This is a genomic window from Pseudomonas sp. SWRI92, assembly GCF_014268685.1.
Lineage (GTDB): Bacteria > Pseudomonadota > Gammaproteobacteria > Pseudomonadales > Pseudomonadaceae > Aquipseudomonas > Aquipseudomonas marvdashtae.
In genome coordinates this window covers 406392-424735 of record NZ_JABWQY010000001.1, presented here as the reverse complement: position 1 = coordinate 424735, position 18344 = coordinate 406392, and the positions used below count along the sequence as shown (strand labels likewise).

Below are 18344 nucleotides of genomic sequence, written 5' to 3'. Positions count from 1 at the left end.
GGCTTTATGTTGTGGCTGGGAAGGAAAAAACTGGGTGGCAGATTTGCGTCAGCCAGGCCTGGGTGCCACAGGCTTATGGCTCAAAAAATGGGTAGGAGAATTTACGCCGGCTGAGCCGGAAATGCCTTGAGCTCAAGCTTTTCCATCACCAGCGCGATGAACGCCGAGACCGCCAGCGGCAGTTGTCGCCGACTTGGATAGAGCACGTTCAGGCCAAACCCGTGGCGTTGGTAGTGCGGCAATACTCGCACCAATCGGCCGGCGTCCAGATCCATACGGCTCAGCGCTGACGGCAGCACGGCGATGCCCAGGCCCGCCACTGTTGCCTTGCGCAAGGCCTGGGCGGTGTTGGCGTTGAAGCGGCTGGGTATCTGCACCTCCGCTTCGACGCCGTCCGGGCCGACAAGACGCCAGTGACTCAAGCCACTGGGGTGCGCAAAGGTCACGGCGTGGTGATGCGCCAGGTCGTCCAGCGACGCCGGCATGCCCCGCGCAGCGATGTAGGCGGGACTGGCGACCAGGCCGTCGCCCACGTTGCCGAGCAGTTGGCGACCGACGTACCCCGAGTCCAGCAATGCGCCGCCCCGAAAGGCCACATCGATGCGGTCGGCGATCAGGTCGACGCGGGCATCGCTGAGTACGAAGTCGAGTTGCACCCGCGGGTGAGCGGCGAGAAAGTCGGCGATCCATTCCATCGGAAAAAAGTCGAAGAAGTCCGCCATCGCGGCAATCCGCACGAGGCCCGAGGGCTCGTCGCTGCCCTGCATCAGTGCCTGGCCGGCGTCCAACAGGCCGTCCACGGCAACCACGCAACGCTCATAGAACCCCTCGCCCACATTCGTCAGCGTCAGCTTGCGGGTGGAGCGTTGCAGCAGGCGTGCTCCCAACTGCGCCTCCAGTTGCTGGACGCGCCGGCTCACGGTGTTCGAAGGCATGCCCAGCCGCCGAGCCGCTTCGGCAAAACTGCCGCTGCGCACCACTTGGACAAATAGCGCCACGTCATTGAGGTCGAGCATAGCGCCTTGATTCCTTCGTTTATTGGATGAGTTCAATCCGATTCTATCGGCTAATCAATCTATTGGAAGCCGCTTATTCTCTTCCCCATCGAAGCCCCCGCGCTCCAGAACCCCGAGGATCTCCATGAACAGCATCGTCGCAGCGCCACCGCGCACCGTCGTACACCGCACCCGCGGCAGCAGCCACGGTCCCATCACGCGGCTGATGAGCCCCGGCGACCTGGGCCAATTGTGCAAGCCCTTCGTGTTTCTCGATCTGTTCGATTTCAACGCCAAGGCCGTGCCACGCGGCTTCGACATGCACCCTCATTCCGGGATCGCGACGCTGACCTACATGATCGAAGGCGAAGTGACCTACGAAGACACCACCGGTAAATCCGGCGTGCTGCCCAGCGGCGGCATGGAGTGGATGCAAGCCGGCAACGGCGTCTGGCATACCGGCCAGCCCGTCGGCGGATCGCCGATTCGTGGCTTCCAGCTGTGGGTGGCGCTGCCGCCCGACCAGGAAAACGCCCCGGCGACCAGCGTCTACCTCGCCCCAACGGACATCCCTCGGGACGGCCCGGCGCTGGTCATGCTCGGCGAATACGGCGCCGCACGCAGCCCGGTTGCCGCACCGGCCGGCATGAACTACCTGGGCGTGCAGCTCAAGGACAACGAACGCTGGCGCTACACGCCGCCGGCCGGGCACGACGTCGCATGGCTGGCCGTCAACAGCGGCCGCCTCGACGCGGGCGCAAGCGTCGAGGCCGGGGAGATGGTGATCTTCGAGCAATCCCGCCAGTCCATCGACATTGTTGCCCGGGGCGCGACCTCGTTCGTGCTCGGTTCCGCCATCAAGCACCCCCACGATCTGGTGATGGGCTACTACTCGGTGCACACCAGCGAGGCGGCGCTGGAACAAGGCGAAAAGGAAATCCAGCGCATCGGCGCGCTTTTGAAACAACAAGGACGGCTGGCCTAGCCGCCCTTCGATTCCATCCATTTTTATCCTTTCATTGTCTAGAGGTTAACCATGCCCCACATCGGTCTCGATCTTCTGCTGTCTCGTGCCCAGGTCGGCAAGCTGTCCCTGAAAAACCGCATGATCATGGCCCCCATGACCCGCAGCCGGGCCGGTGCCGGCGACGTAGCGACACCGCTCATGGCCGAGTACTACAGCCAGCGGGCCAGCGCCGGCCTGATTGTCACCGAGGGCTCGCAAGTCTCGGCCCAGGGCAAGGGGTATCTGCGCACGCCCGGGATCTTTACCACTGAACAGATCGCGGGCTGGAGGCAGGTTACCGACGCGGTTCACGCCCAGGGTGGGCAGGTCTACTTGCAACTCTGGCATGTCGGCCGCTTGTCTCATCCCCTGGTGCAGGTTGACGGCGCCCTGCCCGTGGCGCCTTCGGCGATCAAGGCCGACGGTGAAATCTACACCCCCGAGGGGCTCAAGCCCTACGAGCTGCCACGGGCGTTGGAGCTGGAGGAAATCCAGGGCGTGGTCGCCGACTTCCACCAAGCAGCCCGCAACGCGAAGCTGGCCGGCTTCGACGGCGTGGAGATCCATGGCGCCAACGGCTACCTGATCGACCAGTTCCTGCGCGACGGCACCAACAAACGCACCGATGCGTATGGCGGCTCGATCGAAAACCGCGCGCGCTTCCTCAAGGAAGTGGTCGAGTCGGTGATTGAAGTCTTCGGCGCCAGCCGCGTGGGTGTTCGCCTGTCGCCGATCTTCAGCTACTTCTCGATGAGCGACAGCAACCCCCAAGCGACTTTCGAATACACCGCCCGGATGCTCAGCCGCTATGGCCTGGCGCATTTGCACATCGTGGAACTGGGCGAAGGCCCGTTCGACTTCCTGGAGCTCAAGCGCCGCTTTGCCGGGCCCTATATCGCCAACGGCGGCTACGGCGCCGCGCGCGCGGGCGCGGCCATCAGCCAGGGGACTGCGGACCTGGTGGCGTTCGGTACGCCGTTTCTGGCGAATCCAGACTTGGTGGAGCGTTTCAGGTTGGGCGAGACCTTGAATGAGGCTGATCCGTCCACCTTCTACCAAGGCGAGGAGCGCGGCTATACGGATTATCCGGTGCTTGCCGCGCACTAGATTTGCCATAGCGAGGTTGATGGAATGAATCACCGCTTCCCGCTCGCCTCGCCGAATTGTACAAAACTGTAAAATACTTATACAAAACGCTTTATCTCGTACAACCCATCCAGTACGCTCCGAAAACTTGTACACGAAAAATATAATGTACAGCTTTCGGAGCCTGCCATGTCCGCCTTCCTAAAGGGTTTCGCCCGCTCGTTCGCCGAACTGGATGCCAATCGCCTGGCTGAGCTGGACAGGCTTTACAGCGACGATGTGGTCTTTCAGGATCCTCTGCACCGAGTCGTAGGCCTGCCCGCGCTGCACAATTATTTTGCGCAGCTCTACGCCAATGCCAGCGACGTGCACTACGACTTCCATGGCCACGACGAAGTTGGCTCCGGCGAGGGTTACCTGCGTTGGACGCTGCGTTTCAGGCACCCGCGCCTGGCCGGCGGCGCGCCGATCGAAGTGCAAGGTTGCAGCTATCTGCGCTGGAACGATCGGATCTACCTGCACCGCGACTTTTTCGACGCCGGCGCCCTGCTCTACGAGCACTTGCCGCTGTTTGGCCCGGTCATCCGCTGGCTGAAGCGGAGGTTGACATGAGCCGCGTCTGGTTGACCGGTGCCAGCAGCGGCATCGGCGCTGAGCTGGCGGCGGTGCTCCTGGAGCAAGGCCATCGCCTGGCGTTGAGTGCCCGCCAGGCCACCCCGCTGCGAGTCTGGGCGGAACGCTATGGGGACCAAGTGTTGGTGTTGCCCGGGGACCTGACCGACCCGGGCCAAGTGGCGGCCATCATCGAACGCATCGACGTCGAATGGGGCGCGCTCGATCAGGTGATCCTCAATGCCGGCACCTGTGAATACCTCGAGCCCGGGCACTTCGACACGCGCCTGGTGGAACGAGTCCTGAATATCAACCTGCTGGGCACCTGCCATTGCCTGGAAGCAGCTCTGCCGCTGCTGCGCCGAGGCCGCAATCCACACTTGGTGGCGGTTTGCAGCGCGGTGACCTGGCTGGCCCTGCCCCGCGCCGGTGCCTATGGCGCATCCAAGGCAGCGTTGCGTTATCTGGTCGAATCCCTGCGCATCGACCTGGCCGCCGAAGGCATCGACGTGACGCTGGTGAGCCCGGGTTTCGTCGACACGCCACTGACCCGGCGCAACGACTTCCCCATGCCCATGCGCTGGTCGGCGCAACGGGCCGCCCGGCACATCACGCGGCGGTTGCCGGCGCGACCGCTGGAGATCGCTTTCCCCTGGTTGTTCATTGCTGTGATGCGTCTGCTCGGACGCCTGCCCGCACGCTGGCGCCTGGCGCTGGGTCTGCGCCTGTCACGCGACGCCGGAGAGGCTTGAGCCATGCGCATTGCGATCATTGGCAGCGGTATCTCGGGACTGACGTGCGCTTATCTGTTGTCCCGCCAGCACCAGATCACCTTGTTCGAAGCCGACGACAGGATCGGCGGCCACACCCATACCGTGGATGTCGAATGGCAGGGCCGGCGCTACGCCGTGGACACCGGTTTCATCGTGTACAACGACTGGACCTATCCGAATTTCATTCGCTTGATGGACCAGCTGGGCGTGGCGTCGCGCCCGACGGAAATGAGTTTTTCGGTGCACGACCCCGCCTGCGGCCAGGAATACAAGGGCCACACTCTGAACAGCCTGTTTGCTCGACGCCGCAACCTGCTGTCGCCGGGGTTCTGGGGCATGCTGTTGGACATTCTCCGGTTCAACCGGCAGGCAACCGCCGACCTGCTGGCGCACCGCATCGATGCCACGACCCGGCTCGGGGATTACCTCCGCGATCGAGGTTACGGTCGACGGTTCACCGAGCATTACATCGTGCCCATGGGGTCGGCGATCTGGTCGATGTCACCGGCCGGAATGATGGAATTCCCGCTGCAGTTCTTCGTGCGTTTCTGCCACAACCACGGCTTGCTGTCGGTGAACCAGCGCCCGCAATGGCGGGTGATCGAAGGCGGCTCGCGCGGTTACATCGACCCGCTGTGTGCCGATTTCCGCCAGCATATTCATCTCGATTGTCCGGTGCGGCGCGTCAGCCGTGACCACGAAGGCGTCAGCGTCCACAGCCGCCGTGGCATCGAGCGGTTCGACAAGGTGGTGTTCGCCTGCCACAGCGACCAGGCCCTGGCGTTGCTGGAAACCCCGAGTGCCGCTGAAGCCGACGTGCTCGGCGCCCTGGCTTATGCCCATAACGAGGTGCTGCTGCATACCGATACCCGGTTGTTGCCGCAACGGCAAAAGGCTTGGGCGAGCTGGAACTACCGGTTGGGCGGCCCGCTCCAGGCGCCGGCCGCACTGACCTACAACATGAACATCCTCCAGGGTTTGGATGCCCCCGTGACGTTCTGCGTGAGCCTCAACCAAAGCGAGTTTGTCGACCCGGCCAAGGTGCTCGCCCGGTTCGACTACGCCCATCCGCAATACAGCCTCGCCGGCATCGCCGCCCAGGCCCGGCAAGAGAATCTGCAAGGACGCCAGCACAGCTATTTCTGCGGTGCGTATTGGGCCAATGGTTTCCACGAGGATGGCGTGGTGAGCGCGCTTGCCGTCGCGAAGCATTTCGGAGAAACGCTTTGAACAGCAGCCTGTGCTACGGCTGGATCGATCATCGGCGCCAGGCGCCACGCGCCCACGCGTTCCGATATCCGATCGGCATGTTCTACCTGGACCTCGCCGAGCAGGAGCAAGTGCTGGGCCTGTCGCGCCTGCTGCGGCCCTGGCGCGCGGCGCCGTTGTGCTGGCGCGAAAGGGATTACCTGCCGGCCCTGACACGCCAGGGTATGGCATTGACTCAAGCGGTGCGGGACACGCTCCAGCAAGCCCTGGGATCCGCCCCCCAAGGCGCGATCCATCTGCTGACCCAACCGCGCAGCTGGGGCCTTTCATTCAATCCGGTGAGTTTCTATTTCTGTCATGAGCTCGACGGGCGCCTGGCGGCAATCCTCTGCGAAGTGCGTAACACGCCCTGGCGTGAGCGCCACCATTACGTGCTGCCGGTGCTTGCCGGCGAGCCCCACACATTCCGGGTGGCCAAGTCGTTCCATGTTTCGCCCTTCCTGCCACGGGACATGGACTATCACATGCGTTTCCTGATCCAGGACTCGCACATCCGCGTGCGCATGGAGAACTGGCGCGCCGGTCACAAAGTGTTCGAGGCCGACCTTGCATTGCAACGTCGCCCCTTGGACGCGCCGGCGTTGCGCCGCTATTTCCTGGCCTTCCCGTGGATGAGCCTGCGCACCTTGAGCGCCATTTACTGGCAGGCACTGCGCCTGCTTTTCAAACGCACGTCCCTGCACGATCACCAGGCCAGCCAAAGCGACCTGAGCGTCGGCGAAACTGTTCAAAAGGATCCAGTCCATGCCCGAACCCACCCTGAGCGTCACTAAGGCCGTCGGTTTCTGTCCGTTCAGCGGCGGACTTTTCAAGCAAGCCGTACTGTCGCAATTGCGCCGCCTGTGTCACGGCCATCTGCGCCTCAAGCTTGAGGGCGGCTCCTTGAGCTTCGGCGACGCAGACAGCTCACTCTTGGCCGAGGTCGAGATACTCGACAACGCCGCCTGGGGCATGATCGCCGGCAATGGCTCGATCGGTGCCGGCGAGGCCTACATCCAAGGCTACTGGCGCAGCGACGACCTGACCGCCGTGACCCGCCTCTTCGTTGCCAACCTGGACGTGCTCGATGCCATGGACAGCGGCCTCGCGCGCCTGGGCCGACCGTTGCTGCGGGGATTGCACTGGCTCAACCGCAACAACCGCAAGGGCTCGCGGCGCAACATCATGGCCCATTACGACCTCGGCAACAGACTGTTCGAACGCTTGCTCGACCCCACGATGATGTATTCGGCGGCGATGTTCGTCAGTGCCGAACAAAGCCTCGAAGACGCTCAGGTCCATAAGCTGCAACGTATCTGCGAAAAGCTCGACCTGCGGCCCGGCGACCATTTGCTGGAGATCGGCACCGGTTGGGGCAGCCTGGCCATCCATGCAGCCAGCCATTTCGGCTGCCGCGTCACCACCACGACGCTGTCCGAAGAGCAATACTCCCACACCTGCCGGCGTGTCGAGGAGCTTGGCCTGCAACAGCGTATCGAAGTGCTGCGCAAGGACTACCGTGACCTGGAGGGGTCCTTCGACAAGCTGGTGTCTATCGAGATGATCGAAGCCGTCGGCCATCGCTTCCTCCCTGAGTACTTCCGCCGCTGCGCCGCCCTGCTCAAGGATGACGGCTTGATGTTGCTGCAAGCCATCACCATCCGCGACCAACGTTACGATCAGGCCCGACGCTCGGTGGATTTCATCCAACGCTACATTTTTCCCGGCGGCGCGTTGCCTTCGCTGACGGTGCTGCTGCAGACCGCCAGCAGCCAGACGCCACTCAACCTGGTGCACCTGGAGGATTTCGGGGCGCACTACGCCCGCACGCTGCGCCACTGGCACGACAACTTCCGGCAATCGAGCCAGGCGTTGCTTGAGCTGGGTTACGACGAGACCTTCCAGCGCTTGTGGGAGTTTTACTTGTGCTATTGCGAGGGTGGATTCCAGGAACGCGCCATCGGTGTCGCGCAATTGTTGTTCGCCGCACCAGGCGCCCGTCCCGTGCCCTTGCTGGAACAGCGGCAAGCGTGATGGGCCGCACCGGTCTGATCGTCAATGCGCTCTGGCTGCAACTAGGCTGGTGGGGCTGTGTACTGGGCGCGCACCAGCCCGCCTGGCTGGTAGCGGTGGTCGGCGGATTACTGCTGCACCTGACGAACTGCCCCGAACCGAAGGCCGAGTGCCAAGCGGTGTTGCGTGTCGGCGTGAGTGGCATGTTATTGGATTGGAGCCTGGGAGCCCTGGGCCTGTTCGGCTTCGGCGATAGCCCGTTGCCGCTGTGGCTGGCCCTGCTCTGGCTGGTTTTTGCCACAGGCTTTCGGCACAGCATGGCCTGGGCCGGCAGCCGTCCGTGGCTCGGGGCGCTGGCGGGAATGATCGGCGGCCCCCTCGCCTATTGCGCGGGCGCGCCCCTGGCGGGCGTGACGCTGCCGCTGGGTGTGGCCGGCACCGCGCTGGTCCTGGCGCCGCTATGGGCGATATGGCTGCCACTGGCCGCGCGCCTGGCCGACTCCCGCTGATCGGCGCACGGGGCCGTTACCACGGCTCGTCCAGGAACAGCGGCAGGCGCAATGGCTCGATTGGCTCTTCGCGCTGGCCGCACATCTCGTCGTGGACCACCTGCTGCACCAGCACACAAGGCAACCTCGGAACGTCACGCAGCAGCTCGCGCAAGTGGGTGGTGGAACGCACTTGGAGTGTACGCCCCGACTCGTCAAGCAACGTTCGCACGCCCCGATCCAGTTGCGCCCGCAGCAGGTAGATCCCGCCCTCCAGGGACAGCAGTTCCAGTCCGACGATTCGTCCCTCGATGGCCAGGTCGGCCAGGTCTTTCAGGGTCATGGCGTGCTCACCGGCTGACGGCGGAAGAACAACGTCACCTGCCCCAGCTCAATGCCGGCCTTACTCATGCTGGAACGGTTGATCAGCGTGTCCTCATCCATCAAGTACATCCAGTCATCGAAGGTCACCTCGTACGTCGAATCATCCACTGGCAGGTTCAATCGATAGCGCCAGCGCAACGCATTGCCGGCCACCTCGCCCAGCGCCTCGCCAATCACGTCGTCAGCGCGGCCGCTCCAGAGCCCCGGGCCGGTCGGCGTCAATGTCCAGACCCGGCGCTGCCGACTGCCGTCGCTGTAGAGAAAGCGCTCGTCGAGAATCAACCGATCGCCTTCGCGGCGACTGGAAATATCCACTTCAAAGCGCTTGATGACTTCGCCCGAACGCGTCTGATAAATGCCCCAGGCCTTGACGGGCTGGCTGAAAAAGCGCACCAGATCGAGCTGCGGTTGCTGGTCCGCATAACGACCGACATTCACATTGCCGCAACTGGTCAGGCCTAACAGCAACAGCAACGTCACCAGCAGACGGGTCATGGCGCACTCCTTCTTTCACTTGATGCAGCGAGCCCCAGCAATCGCTTCCGCAACGCCGGTTCCCGCGTACGCGGATCGAGCCAGATGGCGAAGAATTGTCGGGCAAATAACGGGTCGGTGACTTCGTGGGACAGGCGGCCATCGACATAGAAGCGACAGCCCTGGCCAGGGAGGTATACCCCGGTAATTTGAGTACCGGGCTTGACATCAACGAAGGCACGGCGCATTTCAGCCGCCCAGGCATCAAGGCGCGCGGCGTCAACAGGGGTATCGGCGACCCGCTGCATTTCTTCGAGACTGGTTTGAACCAAGGCTTGCCGAGAGATTTTGCGGTGGTAGTTCAATTCAAGTGCAAACGGACTGTCCAGGCTCGGCGTGGGCTCGGTGCTCCACAGCCGTGCCTGGTAGATATCCAAACCGAACCAGCGAAAATCTGCCTCACCCACCAAGTGAGCCCCAGGTAACGCAACCCGCCAATCCGCAACGGCCTGGCTGGCGTACAACACCAACGCGAGGATCAGGGCGCCGATCAAGCGGATATGGGCAGCGAGGGATTCGGGCATTGGACGAATTACCGATTACCGAAGGCAACCCGATAATTGTACAGAGATTCTATTTTGTACAGCTTTTTCAGGAAAATTCTACGGATCCAGTCGCCCCTAGACACTTTCCGAGACATCAATCTGAAGCGCCACCACTCGCCGCGCCACAGGTCCCGGCGGCGAGGCAATCGCAGCCTCGACCAAGGCATCGACGGCCTGCTCGGCCAGGTTCACGATCGGATGGGACAGCACCGCCTGGACCAATCCGCTCTTCAACGCGTCACGCGTCAACGGAGTCAGGTCGTGGCACACCACGACGGGCAGGCGCAGCTGTTTTTCCTTGAGGCTGCTCAAGGCCTTCAGCACCCCGGCGATGCCGCCACCCGCCACGTACAGCCCCGCCAGGTCGGGCTCTGCCGTAAGCAGGTCGAGGGTATTGCCATAGGCGAACTCATCATCTTCCAGGGTCAGTCGCGAGGCGAGCAGTTCCCACTCGCTCGAATGCTCCGCCAGGTAGCTGCGAAAGCTCAGTTCACAGAGTTCCTGGCATTGGAAGCGCTGGCTGCTGAGCATGACCACCGCAGGCCCGGGCTGCTGGGCGAGGCGACTGATGAACCAACCCGCGGTACGTCCCGTGAGGCGATTGTCGAGGCCGGCGTAACCGGTGCCGGCAGCGCTGGACAATTCCGACAGCAGCGCCACCACCGAAACACCGGTCGCGCGCAACTGCGCGACCGCCTCGCGGACCCGGGGATGATCGACTGCCACCACGCCCAGGCCATCGACCTGATCCCGCAGGGCAAGGATGCGTTGCGCCACGTTGGCGGGGTCGAGGTCGTCCAAATAACCGATGACCACGCGAATCCGTGCCCGCGTGCAAGTGGCGGCGGCGTTTGCCAAGGCGTGGGCGAGGCCCTGGTAGAACGGCACGCCACTTTTCTGCAGCAGGAAGCCCAGCCGCAAAGTGGGACGGTCGTTGAGCACCCGCTGTTCAATCACGCCCTTGGCATGGAAACCCAACCGCCCCGCCGCTGCGGCGATCCGCTGAGCCGTGTCGGCTCGCACGTCCGCGCGCAGGTTGAGCACGCGGTCGACCGTCGACAGGCTGACGCCCGCTTCCCGGGCGACGTCGGCCATGGTGGGACGAAGTTTTCGGCGCGACTGTTCTGACATGTCTTGACACCTCCTCCGGGCATCATGAGGGGTTTTGACACATTAAGCCATTAGTCCATGGCCCGTTCCGCGCCGACGCAATAGCATCGAGCCAGGCCATAACAACAACACAGCCGGAGTGCTTCCATGGCGATCCACATTTGTACCGCGCCCTGCTGCTGGGGCGTCGATGACGTCGCGAACCCTTTCCTGCCACCCTGGCAGCACGTGCTCGCCGAAGCTGCCGAAGCCGGCTATCGCGGCATCGAGCTGGGGCCTTACGGGTACTTGCCGCTGGACGCCGGGGTCCTCGACCCGGCCTTGTCGGACAACGCCTTGCAGGTCGTCGCCGGGACGATTTTCGACGACCTGGTGAGCCCGGCCAACCTGGCCGAGCTGCTGCGCCAGACCCATGCGATCTGCGGCTTGCTCACACAATTGCCGCCCATGGAACAGCAAGCCGGCCAGCGCTTTGCCGGGCCCTATCTGGTGATCATCGACTGGGGCCACGAGGAGCGCGACTACGCCGCTGGCCACTCGGACCGCGCGCCACGCCTGGACGATGCCCGCTGGAACGCAATGATCGCGCACATCCGCGCCATCGCCGACATCGCCTGGCACGCCTACGGCATCCGCGCCGTCATCCATCCCCACGCTGGCGGCTATATCGAATTCGCCGATGAGCTGGCGCGCCTGGTCGACGACATCCCATACGAAGTCGCCGGGTTGTGCCTTGACACCGGGCATCTCTATTACGCCGGCATGGACCCGGTCGCGTCGCTGCGCACCTACGCCCATCGCCTGGACTACCTGCACTTCAAGGACATCGACCCGGTGGTTTTCGACCAGGTGCTGAACGAGCGCATCCGTTTCTTCGCGGCGTGCGGCCGGGGCGTGATGTGTCCCATCGGGCGTGGGGTCATCGATTACCCGGCGCTGCACCGTCTCGTGCACGAACTCGGTTATCAAGGCTGCATCACCGTCGAACAGGAACGTGACCCGCGCAACGCCGGGGCCAGCCTGGACGACGTGGCGGCCAGTCGCGCCTACCTCGCCCGCATCGGTTTCTGACCCGCATAAGGACTTTTCCCATGATCAACGGCAGTAAATCGCTCGCACACCCTATCCGCTGGGCCATGGTCGGCGGCGGCGAGCACAGCCAGATCGGCTACATCCACCGCTCGGCCGCCCTGCGCGACCGCAACTTCGAGCTGGTCGCCGCCGCGCTGGACATCGACCCGGATCGGGGCCGGGCCTTTGGCGAACAACTGGGCATCGACCCGTCGCGCTGCTACGCGGACTACCTCAGCCTGTTCGAGCTGGAAGCGCAACGGCCCGACGGCATCCAGGCGGTGTCGATCGCCACGCCCAACGGCACGCACTACGCCATCACCCGCGCCGCCCTGGAGGCCGGTTTGCATGTGGTTTGCGAGAAACCGCTGTGCTTCACCCTGGAGGAAGCCGAAACCTTGCGCACGTTGGCCAAATCCAGGGGACGCATCGTCGGCCTCACCTATGGCTACGCCGGGCATCAGTTGATCGAGCAGGCCCGGTCGATGATTGCCGCCCAGGAGCTGGGGGAGATTCGCATGGTGCACATGCAGTTCGCCCATGGCTTCCACAGCGCACCGGTCGAGTCGCAGAACCCGGCGACCCAGTGGCGCGTCGACCCGCGCCAGGCCGGGCCGAGTTACGTGCTCGGGGACGTCGGCACCCATCCGTTGTACCTGTGCGAAGTGATGCTGCCCGACCTCAAGATCAAGCGCTTGATGTGCAGCCGCCAAAGCTTCATCGCCAGCCGCGCCCCGCTCGAGGACAACGCCTACACGCTGATGGAATACGAAGGCGGCGCCATGGGCATGGTCTGGTCGAGCGCGGTGAATGCCGGCTCCATGCACGGCCAGAAAATCCGCGTGATCGGCTCGCGGGCCAGCCTGGAATGGTGGGACGAGCGCCCCAACCAACTCACTTTCGAGGTCCAGGGCCAACCGGCGCAAACTCTGGAACGCGGCATGGGTTACCTGCACGCCGGGGCCTTGGTGGACGACCGCATCGGCGGCGGTCATCCCGAAGGCTTGTTCGAAGCCTGGTCCAACCTTTATCGCCGCTTCGCCCTGGCCATGGACGCCGCCGACCGCGGCGACAGCGAGGCCCTGGCCGCCCTGCGCTTTCCGGATATCGATGCTGGCGTGGAAGGCGTGCGCTGGGTCGAGCGCTGCGTTGAATCGGCCAACCAGGATTCAGCCTGGGTCGCCTACTGACCTCCCACAGCAATGAATATCGCCCCATGGAGAACAACAATGAAAATCGCCCTTGATCCCTACATGCACCGCCACCTGAGCCTGCCGGACCTGTGCCGCAAGACCGCCGAGCTCGGCTACGAATACCTGGAGTTGTCGCCACGGGAAGATTTTTTGCCGTGGTGGGTTCGCCCGCGCGCTCACAAGGCGCGCATCGCCGAATTCAAGAAAGCCCTGCGTGACCACAACCTGCAACTGGCTTCGCTGCTGCCGATGTACCGCTGGGCCAGCCCCCACGAGGACGAACGTCGGGCGGCGGTGAATTATTGGAAGGAAGCGATCCAGGTCGCCGTGGAGATGGGCTGCACGACCATGAACTCGGAGTTCGGTCGCGGGCCGTCGCCTGATCGCGGGCACAAGGTCAGTTGCTGCGGGGGCCTGCACAGCCATGAGTCCAGCGAAGCCGCCTGGTGGCGGAGCATGGAAGAACTGGTGCCGATCTTCGAATCCGAAGGCGTCATGTTGAACGTCGAGCCTCATCCGGAAGACTGGTGCGAGACGTTGCACCCGGCCCTGGACATGCTCAAGACCCTCGGTTCGGACAACGTCAAGTTCCTCTATTGCACGCCCCACACCTTCTACTTTGGCGACGACATGAAAGCCATGATCGCCGACGCAGGGTCGATGATCGCCCATGTGCACATCGCCGACACCTACAACCACAAGGCCTCGTCCGGCCTGCGCTACATCGTCAATCCGCCGGGGGCGAAAGTGACCGTGCACCAGCACATGGACATGCATCAAGGCGAAATCGACTGGGATGTATTCTTCGGCGAGTTGGCCAAGACCGGGTTCGACGGCATCGTCACCGCCTGCGTGTTCGGCTGGGAAGAACGGGCGGATGAGTCGGGGCGGTTCATGCGCCAGGAAATCCAGGCTTACGTCGACAAATACTTCCGGTAACCGCCATCGTCACGGCAGCAGCGGAACGATCCGCGGCTCGACTCCCCGCTCGCTGACCTCGAGCAGCGCCAGTGTTACCGGCAGTTTGAAGCGTCGCCGGCCGGCGCTGCCGGGGTTCAAGTAAAGCCGTTCCCCGCGCCAGTCGATCAGCGGTTTGTGAGAATGGCCGGTGATCACCAGCTTTACTTGCGGGTCGAGGGCGCTGGGCACATCGGCCATGTCATGGACCAGCAGCACTTGCCATCCCGCCAGGTCGAACTGAAGGCAATCAGCGATGCCCGCCGCCCAATCGGCGTCCAGGTCGTTGTTTCCCCGCACCACGTGCAGTTCGCCGATGGACGCCAGTGTCTCCAGGATGCCAGGACTGCCAATATCACCGGCATGAATAATCTGCTCGCAACCTTGCAGCGCCACCAGCGCCTCGGGGCGCAGCAAACCGTGGGTGTCGGAAATAACGCCAACTTTCATGAAACCTTCCTCCATACGCGTGTGTCGTCGATTGTAGGTGCCTCGTCGCAGTTAGCTAACGTACTGAAATCGAATAGGATAGGCTGCGCTTCGAATGCGCGAACCTGTCGTGGAAAGGATATGTCAATGCTCGGACGCAAACAGCCAGAGCCCAAGATCGAAAGCCCCGATGAAGCGTTTTCCCAGCAAACTGTGCGGGCCGGCGCTGCATTTCGGCTGACCGTGAGTTTCATGCTCGTGGTTGTCATCGCCTTCCTGGCAGTCGAAGGCTGGCGCACCTGGCGCGATTACCGCGCAGCCTTTGCGTCGGCCCGCGACTCGGTGACGAACCTGGCCAGGGCAACGGCGCAACACGCCGAGGACGCCATCCGCCAGGTCGACGTGGTCACCGCGGCCCTCGCCGAACGCGTGGAAGGCGACGGGCTGCGGAACATGAACATCCCGCGCATCCATAAGCTGCTGGCGCAACAGGCCGCGATCATGCCGCAACTGCACGGCTTGTTCATCTATGGCCCGGACGGCCAGTGGCTGGCGACCGACAAAAAAGTCATTCCAGAAATGGCGAATAACGCCGACCGCGACTATTTCCAATATCACCGCAGCCACGAGGACCGAAGCGTACGCATCGGCGAAGTGATCAAGAGTCGGTCCACCGAAGATTTGATCATTCCTGTCTCACGGCGCCTGAACAATCCCGACGGCTCCTTTGCCGGGGTGATGCTCGGGACGGTCAAGGTCAGCTATTTCGTCGACTATTACGGCGATTTCAAGATCGACGATAAAGGCGCGCTGGTCCTGGCCATGCGCAGCGGAACGATCCTGGTGCGCCGCCCCTTCGTCGCTTCGGTGATCGGCAAGAGCCTGGTCAACAGCGTGATCTTCCGGGAGCATTTGCCCACATCCAACCAGGGCGTTGCCGAAGCCAGGGCCGTCGTCGACGACACCGAACGCCTCTATGGTTTTCGAGCCCTGACCACTTATCCGCTGGTGGTGGAAGCCGGCTTGTCCCGTGAGTCGATCATCGCACCCTGGCGCCGCGACTTGCTCAAGACCAGCCTGGTGCTGGTTTTCCTCATCGCGATACTCGTGGGTTTCGGCCTTATCGTGCTAAGCCAGTTGCGCTACCGCATGACCATGGAAAAGCAGATCCGCAGCGCCCACCAGGCCATGCGGGACATGGCGCTGACCGACAGCCTGACCGGCCTTGGCAATCGTCGGCGGCTGGACATCGCCCTGGCCGATGAGCTGCGCCTGGCAAAGCGCCAGGGTTCTTCCCTGGCGCTGATCATGCTGGATGTCGATTACTTCAAGCGCTTCAACGACAGATACGGCCACGCCGCCGGCGACGATTGCCTGCGGGCGATCGCTGGCGCGATCGGGCAGACCATCAAGAGACCGGGCGACCTCGCGGTCCGCTATGGCGGCGAAGAGTTCACTGTGTTGCTGCCCAACACCGACAGCGCCGGTGCCGCCAAGGTCGCGCAGAAGATCCTCGAAGCCGTCAGGGCCTTGAACATCGAACACGGCGACCATCCCTTGGGAATCGTGACCATCAGCGCCGGCATCACCACCTGTCAGCCGAACAGCGAGGACGCGACGCCCGCCATGTTGATCAAGGCCGCGGACGCGTTTTTGTACCTGGCGAAGAACACCGGGCGCAATCGTTGGTGCAGTGCCGACGCATCGCAAGGCTGATGCGATCGGATTGACCGCATATCGGTTGATTACGCCCTGCGTGGGCTTGCGCAGGTGCCGACCGGCCGCCACGCAGCTACAATGCGCGCTTCGACCGTGACCAGCCTGAATAAAAAAACATGTCCTTGCCTAAACATCATCTGGAATTGCTCAGCCCCGCCCGCGACGTGACCATCGCCCGCGAGGCCATCCTGCATGGCGCCGATGCCGTGTACATCGGTGGCCCGAGTTTCGGCGCGCGTCACAACGCCTGCAACGAGGTGAGCGATATCGCCGGGCTGGTGGAATTCGCCCATCGTTACCACGCCCGGGTGTTCACCACGATCAACACGATCCTGCACGACAACGAGCTGGAGCCGGCCCGCCAGCTGATCCACCAGTTGTACGACGCTGGCGTCGATGCGTTGATCGTCCAGGACCTCGGGGTAATGGAACTGGACATCCCGCCCATCGAACTGCACGCCAGCACCCAGACCGACATTCGCACCCTGGCCCGGGCGAAATTCCTCGACCAGGCCGGCTTCTCCCAGTTGGTCTTGGCTCGCGAGCTGAACCTGCAGGAAATCCGCGCCATCGCCGACGAGACCGACGCGGCCATCGAATTCTTCATCCACGGTGCGTTGTGCGTGGCGTTCTCCGGCCAGTGCAACATCTCCCACGCGCAAAACGGGCGCAGCGCCAACCGTGGCGATTGCTCCCAGGCTTGTCGCCTGCCGTACACCCTCAAGGATGACCAGGGCCGGGTCGTTGCCTACGAAAAACACCTGCTGTCGATGAAGGACAACAACCAGAGCGCCAACATCCGCGCCCTGGTCGAGGCCGGCGTACGTTCCTTCAAGATCGAAGGACGCTACAAGGACATGGGCTATGTGAAGAACATCACTGCCTACTATCGCCAGCGCCTGGACGACGTGCTCGAAGACCGCCCGGACCTGGCCCGCGCCTCGAGCGGCCGCACCGCGCACTTCTTCGTGCCGGACCCGGACAAGACCTTCCACCGTGGCAGCACCGATTACTTCGTCAGTGAACGCAAGATCGACATCGGCGCCTTCGATTCGCCGACCTTCACCGGCGTACCGGTGGGCGTGGTGGAGAAAGTCGGCAAGCGCGACTTGCAGGTGGTGACCTTTGATCCGCTGTCCAACGGCGATGGTCTCAACGTGCTGGTCAAGCGCGAAGTCGTCGGTTTCCGCGCCAACATCGCCGAGCCCAAGGGCGAATTTCTCGATGAGGACGGCAAGCAGCGCTACCGCTACCGCGTCGAGCCCAACGAAATGCCGGCCGGCATGTATCAGTTGCGCCCCAACCATCCGCTCAATCGCAACCTGGATCACAACTGGCAGCAGGCGCTGCTCAAGACTTCCGCCGAGCGCCGTGTAGGCCTGGCCTGGGTCGCTCGGCTGCGCGAGGAGCGTCTGGAGCTGACCGCCACCAGCGAAGAAGGCATCAGCGCCAGCGTTGCCCTCGACGGTCCCTTCGGCCTGGCGAATAAACCGGAGCAGGCCCTGGAGCAACTGCAAGACCTGCTTGGCCAACTGGGCACCACCGAATACCACGCCACGTCGATCAAGCTGGATGCGCCCCAGGCGTACTTCATCCCCAACTCCCAGCTCAAGGCGTTGCGTCGCGAGGTCATCGAAGCCCTGACCGCCGCCCGCGTCGAGGCCCATCCGCGGGGCGGGCGCAAGGCAGAAACCACCCCGCCGCCGGTGTACCCGGAGTCGCACCTGTCGTTCCTGGCCAACGTCTACAACCAGAAGGCCCGCGACTTCTACCACCGCCACGGGGTCAAGCTGATTGACGCTGCGTTCGAGGCCCACGAGGAAACCGGCGAGGTGCCGGTGATGATCACCAAGCATTGCCTGCGTTTCTCGTTCAACCTCTGCCCCAAACAGGCCAAGGGCGTCACCGGCGTGCGCACCAAAGTCGCACCGATGCAGTTGATTCATGGGGATGAAGTGCTGACGCTGAAATTCGACTGCAAGCCCTGCGAGATGCACGTGGTCGGCAAGATCAAGGGGCATATTCTTGACCTGCCGCTGCCCGGCAGTACAGCGCAGCCGGTGGTCGGCTACATCAGCGCGGAAGACCTGCTCAAGACGATTCCTCGCGGAACGCATTGAGCCCGGCGCCCCATGAACGTCGTCCCATTGGGGATGGCGTTCTGGGGAGTTTCATTTCTGC

At 63.3% G+C, this 18344-nt stretch carries 19 protein-coding genes; 13 read left to right on the top strand and 6 right to left on the bottom strand.

Features of this window, described 5'->3' with window-relative positions:
• Positions 1-101: 101 nt before the first annotated feature.
• Positions 102-1016 carry a LysR family transcriptional regulator gene (locus HU762_RS01615; RefSeq protein WP_186631985.1) on the bottom strand — a complete coding sequence of 305 codons (915 nt, stop codon included), beginning with the start codon at positions 1014-1016 and terminating at the stop codon, positions 102-104.
• A gap of 124 nt (positions 1017-1140) precedes the next feature.
• Between HU762_RS01615 and HU762_RS01610 the strand changes: the two genes are divergently transcribed.
• From HU762_RS01610 to HU762_RS01575, 8 genes are all read left to right on the top strand, one after another.
• Complete coding sequence (locus HU762_RS01610; RefSeq protein WP_186631982.1) at positions 1141-1980, top strand: pirin family protein; 840 nt, start codon at positions 1141-1143, stop codon at positions 1978-1980.
• A gap of 51 nt (positions 1981-2031) precedes the next feature.
• Positions 2032-3108 carry an alkene reductase gene (locus HU762_RS01605; protein WP_186631979.1) on the top strand — a complete coding sequence of 359 codons (1077 nt, stop codon included), beginning with the start codon at positions 2032-2034 and terminating at the stop codon, positions 3106-3108.
• A gap of 168 nt (positions 3109-3276) precedes the next feature.
• The gene (locus tag HU762_RS01600) at positions 3277-3699 is read left to right on the top strand and encodes a nuclear transport factor 2 family protein (RefSeq protein ID WP_186631976.1); all 423 of its coding nucleotides are present in this window, start codon (positions 3277-3279) and stop codon (positions 3697-3699) included.
• A complete protein-coding gene (locus tag HU762_RS01595; protein WP_186631973.1) occupies positions 3696-4451 on the top strand; it encodes an SDR family NAD(P)-dependent oxidoreductase in 756 nt (251 codons plus the stop codon). The genes HU762_RS01600 and HU762_RS01595 overlap by 4 nt, the downstream gene beginning before the upstream one ends.
• A gap of 3 nt (positions 4452-4454) precedes the next feature.
• Positions 4455-5702 carry an FAD-dependent oxidoreductase gene (locus HU762_RS01590; protein WP_186631970.1) on the top strand — a complete coding sequence of 416 codons (1248 nt, stop codon included), beginning with the start codon at positions 4455-4457 and terminating at the stop codon, positions 5700-5702.
• The gene (locus HU762_RS01585; RefSeq protein WP_186631965.1) at positions 5699-6514 is read left to right on the top strand and encodes a DUF1365 domain-containing protein; all 816 of its coding nucleotides are present in this window, start codon (positions 5699-5701) and stop codon (positions 6512-6514) included. The genes HU762_RS01590 and HU762_RS01585 overlap by 4 nt, the downstream gene beginning before the upstream one ends.
• A complete protein-coding gene (locus HU762_RS01580) occupies positions 6486-7754 on the top strand; it encodes a cyclopropane-fatty-acyl-phospholipid synthase family protein (protein ID WP_186631962.1) in 1269 nt (422 codons plus the stop codon). The genes HU762_RS01585 and HU762_RS01580 overlap by 29 nt, the downstream gene beginning before the upstream one ends.
• Complete coding sequence (locus tag HU762_RS01575) at positions 7754-8242, top strand: DUF2878 domain-containing protein (RefSeq protein WP_186631959.1); 489 nt, start codon at positions 7754-7756, stop codon at positions 8240-8242. The genes HU762_RS01580 and HU762_RS01575 overlap by 1 nt, the downstream gene beginning before the upstream one ends.
• A 16-nt stretch (positions 8243-8258) precedes the next feature.
• Here the strand turns inward: HU762_RS01575 and HU762_RS01570 are convergent, their stop codons facing one another.
• The 4 genes from HU762_RS01570 to HU762_RS01555 all read right to left on the bottom strand — a co-directional run bounded on the left by HU762_RS01570 (position 8259) and on the right by HU762_RS01555 (position 10815).
• Positions 8259-8564, bottom strand: coding sequence for a DUF6482 family protein (locus HU762_RS01570; RefSeq protein WP_186631956.1), 306 nt, complete (start codon positions 8562-8564; stop codon positions 8259-8261).
• The gene (locus HU762_RS01565) at positions 8561-9100 is read right to left on the bottom strand and encodes a DUF3833 domain-containing protein (protein ID WP_186631953.1); all 540 of its coding nucleotides are present in this window, start codon (positions 9098-9100) and stop codon (positions 8561-8563) included. The genes HU762_RS01570 and HU762_RS01565 overlap by 4 nt, the downstream gene beginning before the upstream one ends.
• Positions 9097-9663: a chalcone isomerase family protein gene (locus HU762_RS01560; protein WP_186631950.1), complete on the bottom strand. Its 567-nt coding sequence runs from the start codon at positions 9661-9663 to the stop codon at positions 9097-9099. The genes HU762_RS01565 and HU762_RS01560 overlap by 4 nt, the downstream gene beginning before the upstream one ends.
• 96 nt (positions 9664-9759) lie before the next feature.
• Complete coding sequence (locus tag HU762_RS01555; RefSeq protein ID WP_186631947.1) at positions 9760-10815, bottom strand: LacI family DNA-binding transcriptional regulator; 1056 nt, start codon at positions 10813-10815, stop codon at positions 9760-9762.
• A 126-nt stretch (positions 10816-10941) separates the two neighbouring features.
• Between HU762_RS01555 and HU762_RS01550 the strand changes: the two genes are divergently transcribed.
• Genes HU762_RS01550 through HU762_RS01540 form a run of 3 tightly spaced genes read left to right on the top strand, consistent with a single transcriptional unit; the run spans position 10942 to position 13997 of the window.
• Positions 10942-11865, top strand: a complete 924-nt coding sequence (locus tag HU762_RS01550; protein WP_186631945.1) for a TIM barrel protein — start codon at positions 10942-10944, stop codon at positions 11863-11865.
• 20 nt (positions 11866-11885) lie between these two features.
• Positions 11886-13055, top strand: coding sequence for a Gfo/Idh/MocA family oxidoreductase (locus tag HU762_RS01545; RefSeq protein ID WP_186631942.1), 1170 nt, complete (start codon positions 11886-11888; stop codon positions 13053-13055).
• A 39-nt stretch (positions 13056-13094) separates the two neighbouring features.
• A complete protein-coding gene (locus tag HU762_RS01540; protein WP_186631939.1) occupies positions 13095-13997 on the top strand; it encodes a sugar phosphate isomerase/epimerase in 903 nt (300 codons plus the stop codon).
• A 9-nt stretch (positions 13998-14006) separates the two neighbouring features.
• On the opposite strand, the gene HU762_RS01535 is transcribed toward HU762_RS01540, so the two are convergent.
• The gene (locus HU762_RS01535; protein WP_186631936.1) at positions 14007-14465 is read right to left on the bottom strand and encodes a metallophosphoesterase family protein; all 459 of its coding nucleotides are present in this window, start codon (positions 14463-14465) and stop codon (positions 14007-14009) included.
• Positions 14466-14591: 126 nt separating this feature from the next.
• Here HU762_RS01535 and HU762_RS01530 point away from each other — a divergent pair, with 126 nt between their 5' ends.
• Positions 14592-16160, top strand: a complete 1569-nt coding sequence (locus HU762_RS01530; RefSeq protein WP_186631933.1) for a sensor domain-containing diguanylate cyclase — start codon at positions 14592-14594, stop codon at positions 16158-16160.
• A 119-nt stretch (positions 16161-16279) separates the two neighbouring features.
• On the top strand, positions 16280-18283 hold the full coding sequence (locus HU762_RS01525) for a U32 family peptidase (protein WP_186631930.1): 2004 nt from the start codon (positions 16280-16282) through the stop codon (positions 18281-18283).
• The last annotated feature ends 61 nt before the right edge of the window (positions 18284-18344 follow it).